Below are 9,160 nucleotides of genomic sequence, written 5' to 3' on the forward strand. Positions count from 1 at the left end.
ACAGCAGTGGCCATCTGAGTCCTGCGCCTCCCGGGGGACCATCCGTCACGACGATGTGAGGAAGCGCAAACGATGAGAACACTGAAGCGCCGCAGTTTCGCGGCTGTCGCGGCCGGAGCGAGCGTCGCTCTCGTGCTCGCAGGGTGCTCGGACAGCGACGGCGGTGGCGGCGACGACGCTCCCTCGGCCGACGTCGACTGTGCGGACTACACCCAGTACACCGACGAGTTCGGGGACCTCGAGGGCAAGACCGTCTCGGTCTACACCTCGATCGTCGACCCGGAGTCGCAGGAGCAGGAAGACTCCTACAAGCCCTTCACCGAGTGCACGGGCGTCGAGATCGCCTACGAGGGCTCCCGCGAGTTCGAGGCGCAGCTCCCCGTGCGTCTGACCGCCGGCAACGCCCCCGACATCGCGTACATCCCGCAGCCGGGCTTCCTCAAGTCGCTCGTCGCGGACTTCCCCGACGCCGTGATGCCGGCCCCGCAGGCCGTCATCGACAACGCGAACGAGTTCTACACCGAGGACTGGGTCAACTACGGCTCGGTCGACGGCACCCTCTACGCGACCCCGCTCGGCGCCAACGTGAAGTCCTTCGTCTGGTACTCGCCGACCGAGTTCGCGGACAACGGCTACGAGATCCCCACGACCCTCGACGAGCTCATGGAGCTCACGGAGAAGATCTCCGCCGAGGGCAAGATCCCGTGGTGCGCAGGCATCGAGTCTGGTGACGCGACGGGCTGGCCGGCTACCGACTTCCTCGAGGACATGGTCCTGCGCACGGCCGGACCTGAGGTCTACGACCAGTGGGTCACCCACGAGATCCCCTTCGACGACCCCGCGATCGTCGAGGCGCTCGGCGCAGCCGGCGACATCCTCAAGAACCCGGACTACGTCAACGGTGGCCTGGGCGACGTCCGCTCGATCGCCGCAGCGCCGTGGAACGAGGCCGGCAACGGCATCCCCGACGGCACCTGCTCGCTGCACCGCGCGGCGAACTTCTACCAGGCCAACTGGGACGAGTCGCTCGACGTGAGCGAGGACGGCGACGTCTTCGCCTTCTACCTCCCGGGCAAGACCGCCGACGAGAAGCCGCTGCTCGGTGGTGGTGAGTTCGTCACCGCCTTCAGCGACCGCCCCGAGGTCCAGGCCTTCCACGCCTACCTGTCCAGCCCGCAGTGGGCTGACGCCAAGGCTCAGGTGACCGGCCAGGGCTGGATCTCCGCCAACACCGGCTTCGACGGCTCGCTCCTGCAGTCGCCGATCGACAAGCTCTCCTACGACCTGCTCACGGACGAGAGCTACACCTTCCGCTTCGACGGCTCGGACATGATGCCGGGCGAGGTCGGGACGGGTGCGTTCTGGAAGCAGATGACGGACTGGTTCGTCTCTGACATCTCTGACGAAGAGGTCCTCTCCAACATCGACGCGGCCTGGCCCGCGAGCTGACGCTCGACTGATCGACGTCCGACGCCGTCCGAGACCTCCCGGTCTCGGACGGCGTCGGACCTGCCTGGGCAGTGCGGCCCACGCAGTCCCCCCCGGCGTGGAGGTAGAGCATGGACTGGTTCATCAACGCGGAGTCGACGCCGCACAAGCTGGCGCTCATGGCGATCGCCATCGTCCTCTTCGTCGTCGTCATGGGGGCGATCCTCTTCGCGGTCGACCGCCCCAAGAAGCTCCCCGGGTGGGTCGTCACCGTCGGGTTCCTCGGCCCGGCAGTCCTGGGTCTCGGCTTCGGCCTGGTGTACCCCGGGATCCGGACCATCTGGGGCTCGCTGTTCAACAGGAACGGCGCCGAGTTCGTCGGTCTCGACAACTACATCGCCGCCTTCACCGAAGAACAGTTCCAGGTGGTCCTGCGGAACACCCTCGCGTGGGTGATCCTCGTGCCGATCGTCGCGACGCTCGTCGGCCTGGTCTATGCGGTGCTCGTCGACCGCACCCGCTACGAGTACCTCGCCAAGACCCTCGTCTTCCTGCCGATGTCGATCTCGATGGTCGGCGCCGGCATCATCTGGAAGTTCGTCTACGAGTACAAGCCTGACCAGCCAGGCGTCAACCAGACCGGTGCGCTCAACCAGCTGCTCGTCTGGATCGGGCTCGAGCCGCAGCAGTTCTTGCTCGGTGCGCCCGCCAACACCTTCTTCCTCATCGTCGTGATGATCTGGATCCAGGCCGGGTTCTCGATGACCGTGCTGTCGGCAGCGATCAAGGCCATCCCCGACGACATCGTCGAGGCGGCCCGTCTCGACGGCCTGCACGGCCTCGGCATGTTCCGCTACATCACGATCCCGAGCATCCGGCCCGCACTCATCGTCGTCATCACGACGATCGCCATGGGCACGCTCAAGGTCTTCGACATCGTCCGGACCATGACCGGCGGCAACTTCGACACCTCGGTCGTCGCGAACGAGTTCTACAACCAGAGCTTCGTGATCCGTAACCAGGGCCTCGGTGCCGCTCTCGCGGTGATCCTCTTCATCCTCGTGGTGCCGCTGGTCATCTACAACGTCCGCCAGCTCCGCATGACCGAGGAGATCCGATGAGCGCCCCCGTGAACCCCGTCGGCCCTCTGGTCAAGAAGGGGGACGGCGACGAGTCGACGCCCAACGTGTCGGTCAAGAAGCTCAGCCGCGCGGAGAAGCGCGCGATCGCCGCCAAGGGCCGTCTCACCTCCCCGTGGGCGTCCTTCGTCGCGATCGTCCTCGCGATCCTGTGGACGATCCCGACCTTCGGTCTGCTCGTCACGTCCTTCCGCCCCCGGGCGGACATCCGGACCTCGGGCTGGTGGACGCTGTGGCGCGACCCGCAGCTCACCCTCGAGAACTACTCCGAGGTGCTGTTCGGGTCGTCGACGAACTTCGCGACCTTCTTCATCAACTCCCTGGTCATCACGCTGCCGGCCGTGGTCATCCCGATCTCGCTCGCGCTGCTCGCGTCGTACGCCTTCGCGTGGATCGACTTCAAGGGACGCAACCTGCTCTTCGTCGCGGTCTTCGCGCTCCAGGTCGTGCCGATCCAGGTGACCCTGATCCCGCTGCTCTCGCAGTACGTCCAGTGGGGTGTCAACGGCTCGTTCTGGTCGATCTGGCTGTCGCACTCGATCTTCGCGCTGCCGCTCGCGATCTTCCTGCTCCACAACTTCATGAAGGACATCCCGCCGTCGCTCGTCGAGGCTGCGCGGGTCGACGGTGCCGGGCACGTGAAGATCTTCTTCCAGGTGCTCATGCCGCTCCTCACCCCGGCGATCGCGTCGTTCGCGATCTTCCAGTTCTTGTGGGTGTGGAACGACCTGCTCGTCTCGCTGACCTTCGGCAACACGAACACCTTCCCGCTCACGGTGCGCATCGCCGAGCTCGCGGGAACCCGCGGCTCGCAGTGGCACCTGCTCTCAGCGGGTGCATTCGTGTCGATGATCGTCCCGCTGATCGTGTTCTTGGCACTTCAGCGGTACTTTGTGAGGGGACTCCTCGCGGGGTCCGTCAAAGGCTGAGCGCGGGCCCGCTGCACCGGGGAGGGGCGGCGGGCCCGATGGCTCTGGACGTACGGCGCGCTGTGCAGGTCACAGGCTCGTCGGAGGCTCTGCACGAGCCTCCGGGACGAGGCAGGCGCGTCAGAGGTACTGGCCCGGGGTCGGACGGCTGTCCGGCCCCGGGCTCCCTGCTGTCCGGGGGGCCTCGCCGGCAAGACCTGGCGGGAGCACCCGGTGCCCGGCCTGCATCTGCTGGAGCTGCGCCTGGGCGGCCATCTGCTGCGCGACCATCGCGGTCTGCAGACCGTGGAACAGGCCTTCGAGCCATCCGACGAGCTGGGCCTGGGCGATGCGCAGCTCGGCCTCCGAGGGCACGGCGTCGTCGGTGAAGGGCAGCGTGATGCGGTGCAGCTCGGCCACGAGGTCGGGGGAGAGTCCGTCCTCGAGCTCGGTGATGGACCTCTCGTGGACCTCGGCCAGCCGCGCGCGGGCGGCCTCGTCGAGGGGTGCGCTGCGCACCTCCTCGAGGAGGCGCTTGATCATCTCGCCGATCCGCAGGATCTTCGCGGGCTCGTGGATGACCGTCGTCCGGGTCCCCTCGTCCTCGGGGGCTGCGGGCGCTGCGGGCGCTGCGGCAGCCTGGGCCGGGTGGACCTCGACGCCGCGGGCATCTTCGTCGCGGGGCACCTGGGGCCCCTGAGCCTCGCGGTGGGCCCGGGAAGGCTCGGTCGGCTTCGGCGCCGCGCTGTCGTCACGTGGTGCCGCCCCGCCGTGGCCGTGACTCCCGGCCGGCCGGTCACCCTGGTCTGGTGAGCTCTGGTTCGCTGCCATGCTCCCAGTCTCGTCCAGAACGGGCGGGGCGCACGGCGGGGAGCCAGCGGGAGCAGCAGGCGGCTGCTGGGAGCGCCTGTGGCGCACGGCAGGGAGTCCGGCCGGACGGTCAGGGGACGAGCAGGATCTTGCCGAGCACGGCGCCGGAGTCCATGAGCTCGTGCGCGCGGGACGCTTCCTGCATCGGGACCTCGGCGTGCACCACGGTGCGGACCCGACCGTCTTCGAGCATCGGCCACACGTGCTCGCGGACCGCCTCGACGATGCTCGCCTTCTCGCTGCGCGGACGGGCGCGCAGCGTGGTGCCCGAGACGCTCGCACGAGAGGTGAGCAGGCGTCCGAGGTCGAGCTCGGCCCGGCTGCCCTGCTGCATGCCGATCACCACGAGCCGCCCGCCCGTCGCGAGGGAGCGCAGGTTCGCGTCGAGGTAGGCCGCACCGACCACGTCGAGCACGACGTCGGCGCCGCGGCCGTCGGTGTGCTCGCGCACGAGGTCTGGCAGGGCCTCGGCGAAGGAGGAGCCGTCGGTCCTCTTGTAGACGAAGCCGCCCGCTGCTCCGAGCGCGACGCAGGCGTCCACGCGGTCCTGGGAGCCGGCGGTCACGAGGACGCGGGCACCGAGGGCGACGGCCACCTGGACGGCGATGGTCCCCACTCCGCCGGCTCCGCCGTGCACGAGCAGGGTCTCGCCCGCCTCCAGGTGGGCCGTGCTCACCAGGTTGCTCCAGACCGTGCACACGGCCTCGGGCAGGGACGCGGCCTCGACGAGGGTCATGCCCGCAGGGACCGTGAAGAGCTGGGTGGCCGGGACGGTCACGTGCGTCGCATAGCCGCCGCCGTCGACGAGGGCCGCGACGCGCTGGCCGACCTGCCACCCGGCGACCTGGTCGCCGATCGCCTCGACGACCCCCGACACCTCGAGACCCGGCCAGTCGGGTGCGCCTGCGGGCGGCGGGTAGTGACCCTGGCGCTGGAGGAGGTCGGCCCGGTTGACCCCGGCGGCCGCGACCCGCACGAGCACCTCGTCCGCCGCGGGGACGGGGGTCGGGACCTCCCGCCAGGTGAGTACCTCGGGGCCGCCGAACTCGTCGATCATCACTGCGCGCATCGTCCCAGCGTACGACCGCGCTGGTGGTCCGGCACGGGCGGCGCCGCACGGCCGCCTGACGAGGGCCGTGCGGGTTAATTCCGCGAAGGCGCTCAAGGTGCTGCCAGCTCGGGCCGATGCTCTCGATGCGGCGGGTGTCGGACGAGGTCTCCTCGGGCGGACCCGCACCCCGCACACCCGATCACCAGACCGCACGAGCCGAGGAAGAGGAGGGGTACAGATGCTCCGCAAGCTGAGCGTCCGAGGGAAGATCCTGGCGACCCTCGCCGTCCCTGTCCTCGTGCTGTTCATCGCCGCCGCGATGTTCTCCCTCGCCGCCTTCGACGACGCCAAGGTCGCTGGGCAGGCGCAGGGCGTCGTCGACCTCGGCCCTGCGATCGAGACCGCGACCCAGGCCCTGTCGGACGAGCGGACGGTCTCGGTCAACACCGAGCGGGGTGAGACGACCGCGAAGATCGTCGCGGCCCGCAAGGTCACCGACGCGGCCCTCGCCGACCTCGCGACGGCCTTCGAGGCCGTCGACACCGGCGCGCTCGACGCGCGGGTCAGCGAGGCGCTCGAGACGGCGCTGCGCGAGAACAGGCTCGAGCTGGTCATCATCCGTGACGAGCAGAAGCGCGGGTCTGCGGACACCGACGACCTCTCGACCAGCTACACGGAGCTCATCCGCGGGCTGCCCGCCGGCCTCGCCGCGCTCGCCGCGACCCTGACCGACCGGCCGCTCGCGGCTGACGTCACCGCGTATGTCACCTCGCTCGACGCCGCCGACCAGCTCGGTGCCGAGCTCCCGCTGATGCAGGCTGCGCTCGTCGACGCCTCCCGCAGCAAGCTCGCCGTCAACCGTGTGTACGCGCTGACCGGGATCGTGGCCGACACCAACGCGGCCCGGTCGACGGCGACCAGCGCCGTCGGCGCCCTGGGCGTCGAAGGACTGCTGGTCCCGCGGCCGAACGTCGAGTACGCGGGTCTGCGCAGGCTCCTCGCGACGGGTGACTTCGGCGCCGTGACGCCCGACCTCGCGGCCCGGTGGCCCGACGCCGTCCAGGCTGAGATCAACCGCTTCGACCCGCTCGTCGACACCCTCGCCACCCGCACGTCGGACGCGGCTACCAGGTCGACGGCCTCCGCCCGCACGACAGCCGTCGTCACGGTGCTCGTGGCCATGCTCGCCGTCGCCGCCTCCGTCGTCGTCGCCCTGCTCATCGCCCGGCGCATCACCGAGCCGCTCAAGCACCTGACGAAGGCCGCGACCGAGGTCCGCGACCAGCTGCCGAAGCTCGTCGAGCAGAGCGCGGTCCCCGGCGAGATGCCGGACTTCACGCTCGCCGAGATCCCGGTCGAGTCCGACGACGAGGTCGGCCAGCTCGCCGCCGCCTTCAACGACGTCAACCACACGACCGTCGAGGTCGCCCGTGAGCAGGCCGCGCTGCGCGGGTCGATCGCCGAGATGTTCGTCAACGTGGCCCGCCGCGACCACGTGCTGCTCAACCGCCAGCTCGCCTTCCTCGACGACCTCGAGAGGTCCGAGGAAGACCCGAACATCCTCGCGAACCTGTTCCGCCTCGACCACCTCGCGACCCGCATGCGCCGCAACTCCGAGTCGCTGCTCGTGCTCGCCGGGATCGACTCGGGGCGCCGTGTCCGCCAGCCGATGCCCGTCTCCGACGTGGTGCGCACCGCCTCGTCCGAGATCGAGCTGTACGACAGGGTCCGCCTGAACCTCGAGTCCGACCCGCTCATGCTCGGGCACACGGCGCTGAGCGCCGCGCACCTCGTCGCCGAGCTCCTCGAGAACGCCACGATGTTCTCGGAGCCGAACACCGCCGTCGAGGTCACCACGACCCGCACCAAGCACTTCGTGACCATCGAGGTCCGCGACCACGGGCTCGGCATGAGCGCCGCCGACATCGCCACCGCGAACGAGAAGGTCGCCTCGCGCTCGCCCTCCGACGTGATCGGTGTCCAGCGCCTCGGGCTCTTCGTGGTCGGGCGCCTCGCCGACAGGCTCGGTGCGCACGTGGTCTTCGGCGCCCCTGTCGACGGCAGCGCCGGGACCGTCGTCACGGTCTCCCTGCCGCTCGCGCTGTTCGTCGACGAGTCCGACGTCCCCCTGCAGATGCCGACGGACCCGCTGGTGCCCGCCACGCAGCAGGCCACCCAGGACTGGAGCGCGCCCGAGGCCGCCCCGGCCGCCCAGCCCGTCGACCTCGACGCGCTGACCGACGGCTCGACCTCCCTCGGCATGCCTCGTCGTCGTGCGTCCACGCCGCTCGGTGCCGCGCTGCCTGACGCCGCGGCCGCCGGTGCGCCCGCGAACCTGCCGCCGGCCGACGACTCGATCGTGCTCCCGGCTCTCGAGTCAGCGGACCCCGAGGTCGAGCTGTCGGCGTCGACCGACGTCGACTGGGCCCCCGAGCAGACCCTCGCCGAGGCGCTCCCGCCGTCGCTGCCGAGCCGGTCCCCGGGCGGAGCCTCGGCTGCTGGCCCGGCGGTCCTCGAGCCCGTCCAGGACGCCCCGCTGCTCGACGGCGGACGACGCAGCGCCATGTTCTCCAGGTTCCGGACCCTCAACGCTCTCGAGGACGGGGCGTCGGCCCTCGACGCCGTGGCCGCCGAGCGCGGTGCGACCTCGCCGCCCCCGGCCCTCGTCGAGGACGACCAGGAGCCGACGTGGAGCACCTCCGCACTCGACAGCCTCGGGCTGCGCACGCCGGAGCCTGCGCCCGTCCAGGAACCCTCCCTCGTGGTGCCGGCGCTCGAGCCTGACGACGAGCCCTGGGCTCCTGCGGCTCCCGCCGTCGAGGACGCGTGGGCACCGGCCGTGGTGCTGGACGAGCCGTTCCCTGCGGACGAGCCCGTCGCGGGTCACGCCGGGGCCTTCCAGCCGTCGCAGGCGTTCGAGCCTGCTGCTGCCTACGAGCCCTCGGCTGTCTACGAGACTGCTGAGGCCTTCGAGCCCGCCGCTGCGTTCGAGCCCGCCGCGGCCTCCGAGCCTGCCGCCGCCTTCGAGCCGACGGCGACCTACGACCCGACGGGTGCCTACCAGCCCCTCCCCGACTTCGAGCCCGAGCCTGCCTACGCGCCGGCCGAGGCCTTCGAGCCGCTGCCGGCCTACGAGCCCCTGCCGGCGTACGAACCCCAGCCGGTCTTCGAGCCCGAACCCGTCGTCGCGCCCGATCCCGTCGTCGAGCCGGCCGCCCTGTGGGAGCCCGAGACGGCGTACAGCGCGCTCCCCACGGCAGCCCTGGCCGAGGAGCCCTCCGCGCCGGAGCAGACCTTCGAGGCCGCACCCGCACCCGTAGCGGCGACGCCCGCGCTCACGACCCGGGCGGCCCGCCGCGCGCTGGTCGAGCCTGAGCCCGCGTCGTCGGTGTTCTCTGCACCTGCCGAGCAGGTCGTCGAGCCTGAGCCGGTCGTCGCTGAGGCCCCGGTCGTCCAGGCGCCTGCTGCCGCAGCAGCCCGGGCCCCGGCGGCCCCGGCCGTCGAGCCCGCAGCAGCATGGGGCACCGGAGCGGCCCTCCCGAGCTTCGCCGACGTCGTCGCCGACGCGCCGACCCGGCGGTCGACCAAGCAGCGCGAGGCGCCCGTACGTCGCAGCCTCTTCGGTCGCAAGAAGAAGCGTGAGGACGAGGTCGACGAGGTTCCTGCCGCCGTCGCACCGCGGCCGGTCATGCCGGTCACGCGGACAGGCCCGGCCTCCTTCGCGCCGGTCGAGCCCGTCGCGGCCCCCGTCCAGCCCCTCTTCC

Annotated in this window: 6 protein-coding genes; 4 read left to right on the forward strand and 2 right to left on the reverse strand. The window is 70.9% G+C overall.

The genetic code is table 11. The features are described from left to right. Nucleotides 1-72 precede the first annotated feature (72 nt). The 3 genes from HZZ10_RS15535 (at nt 73) to HZZ10_RS15545 (ending at nt 3,496) form a co-directional block, all read left to right on the forward strand. Nucleotides 73-1,449 carry an ABC transporter substrate-binding protein gene (locus HZZ10_RS15535; RefSeq protein ID WP_179914186.1) on the forward strand — a complete coding sequence of 459 codons (1,377 nt, stop codon included), beginning with the start codon at nt 73-75 and terminating at the stop codon, nt 1,447-1,449. Nucleotides 1,450-1,559: 110 nt separating this feature from the next. Further along, nucleotides 1,560-2,549 carry a carbohydrate ABC transporter permease gene (locus tag HZZ10_RS15540; protein ID WP_179914187.1) on the forward strand — a complete coding sequence of 330 codons (990 nt, stop codon included), beginning with the start codon at nt 1,560-1,562 and terminating at the stop codon, nt 2,547-2,549. Continuing rightward, nucleotides 2,546-3,496 (forward strand): carbohydrate ABC transporter permease, encoded by a 951-nt coding sequence (locus tag HZZ10_RS15545; RefSeq protein ID WP_056135156.1) that lies wholly within the window; start codon nt 2,546-2,548, stop codon nt 3,494-3,496. Before HZZ10_RS15540 ends, HZZ10_RS15545 begins: the two co-directional genes overlap by 4 nt. Nucleotides 3,497-3,616: 120 nt before the next feature. Here the strand turns inward: HZZ10_RS15545 and HZZ10_RS15550 are convergent, their stop codons facing one another. Both HZZ10_RS15550 and HZZ10_RS15555 read right to left on the reverse strand, forming a co-directional pair. Further along, on the reverse strand, nt 3,617-4,162 hold the full coding sequence (locus HZZ10_RS15550; protein WP_179914188.1) for a proteasome activator: 546 nt from the start codon (nt 4,160-4,162) through the stop codon (nt 3,617-3,619). Between the two features lie 253 nt (nt 4,163-4,415). Continuing rightward, nucleotides 4,416-5,414: an NAD(P)H-quinone oxidoreductase gene (locus tag HZZ10_RS15555; RefSeq protein ID WP_179914189.1), complete on the reverse strand. Its 999-nt coding sequence runs from the start codon at nt 5,412-5,414 to the stop codon at nt 4,416-4,418. A 220-nt stretch (nt 5,415-5,634) separates the two neighbouring features. On the opposite strand from HZZ10_RS15555, the gene HZZ10_RS15560 reads away from it, so the two are divergent. Further along, nucleotides 5,635-9,160 (forward strand): ATP-binding protein (locus HZZ10_RS15560; RefSeq protein ID WP_179914190.1); only part of this gene is annotated, 3,526 nt, incomplete at its 3' end.

Source organism: Sanguibacter inulinus (genome assembly GCF_013415325.1).
Taxonomy (GTDB): Bacteria; Actinomycetota; Actinomycetes; order Actinomycetales; family Cellulomonadaceae; genus Sanguibacter; species Sanguibacter inulinus.